The organism is Brevibacterium sp. FAM 24630 (genome assembly GCF_049804075.1).
Classification (GTDB): Bacteria; Actinomycetota; Actinomycetes; order Actinomycetales; family Brevibacteriaceae; genus Brevibacterium.
The window spans coordinates 1-1,079 of the sequence record NZ_JBNBZD010000060.1 but is presented as its reverse complement, the minus strand read 5'-3'; the positions used below and the strand labels follow the sequence as shown (position 1 = coordinate 1,079).

1 protein-coding gene and 1 pseudogene are annotated in these 1,079 nt (G+C 58.4%); one reads left to right on the top strand and one right to left on the bottom strand.

The window, feature by feature from the left end; genetic code table 11:
• Nucleotides 1–125: 125 nt before the first annotated feature.
• A pseudogene (locus ACPUD7_RS17695) lies at nt 126–638 on the top strand (IS1634 family transposase); the annotation flags it as partial.
• Between the two features lie 3 nt (nt 639–641).
• Here the strand turns inward: ACPUD7_RS17695 and ACPUD7_RS17690 are convergent.
• Nucleotides 642–959: a hypothetical protein gene (locus tag ACPUD7_RS17690; RefSeq protein WP_425120643.1), complete on the bottom strand. Its 318-nt coding sequence runs from the start codon at nt 957–959 to the stop codon at nt 642–644.
• Between the last annotated feature and the right edge of the window lie 120 nt (nt 960–1,079).

Here is a 1,079-nt window from a genome sequence, read left to right as displayed (position 1 = left end):
GGCTCTGGGAGGCTCAATGTGGAAGAGACCGGTGAGAGACCGGGACACTACCTCCTGCCCACTCATCGTGCCCAAGCTCAAATTCGAGTGGGCCACCGGACATCAAGCAGATCGGTGGATCAAGGTTAAGGGATGAGCAGACGCTGAATGCTCAACGCAATCGAGCCATCGATGTCATCGAGGGAGTCAGAGCCCAGAAGAGTGCACGGTTCGTGAAGACGAAAAGTGGGTCCAAGGACTTCGACGAAGCCGCCTACACCCGGGCCATGAGACTCAGTGGGTGGAAAGGGTACGTCACGAATATAGAGCGCTCGATCATGTCAGCGGGCGAGGTGGTTGGGTCGTATCACGACCTGTGGCATGTCGAGCAGTCTTTCAGGATGTCGAAGACGGACCTGCGGGCACGGCCGATGTTCGCTCGTACCAGGGATGCAATCGAGGCGCATCTGACGATCGTGTTCGCAGCGCTTGCTGTTTCTCGGACCGTTCAGGACCGAGCGGGTATGTCGATCCGTCGTTTCTTACGAACATTGCGACCATTACGGTCGGCTGTTGTCGAGATCAACGGGACGATCACCACACTGCCACCAGCCCTCGGGGCGATTGAGACGGGACTCCTCGACGCGTTGAAACCATAGTGATCAAGGCACTAACGCATTTGACCCAACACAGGGGGCCAGCCCCCAGGGCATCACGCTGATCAGTCTTGACTCGATCGCGTAGGCACGTAACAGCTTCGATGGCGCTGCGACTTTACACGTGATGCCCTGGCCTGTGAGGTCGCGGGCGAGTCCACACTCTGTCGGGCCAGCCACATAGGTGACCACGGCGTCCCCACCGTGGGCCCTGATCCAGGAGATGACGGTATTGTTGTCGGTCGACATCGTAGCCTGATCGATTTCTCCGGTGTCAGCGTTCAATGCCGCTGCAGTCACGGTTTTCGGGTGAATGTGGCTCATCGTAATTGAGAGTGTAGAACCGGTCTGAAGCCACCGGACTCGAGCAGACACCTCGCGATGTAATGCGTGAGGTTGCGGAATCCCAGCGCGGACCCGCGTAGATGCTCGAGTCTGCCGTTG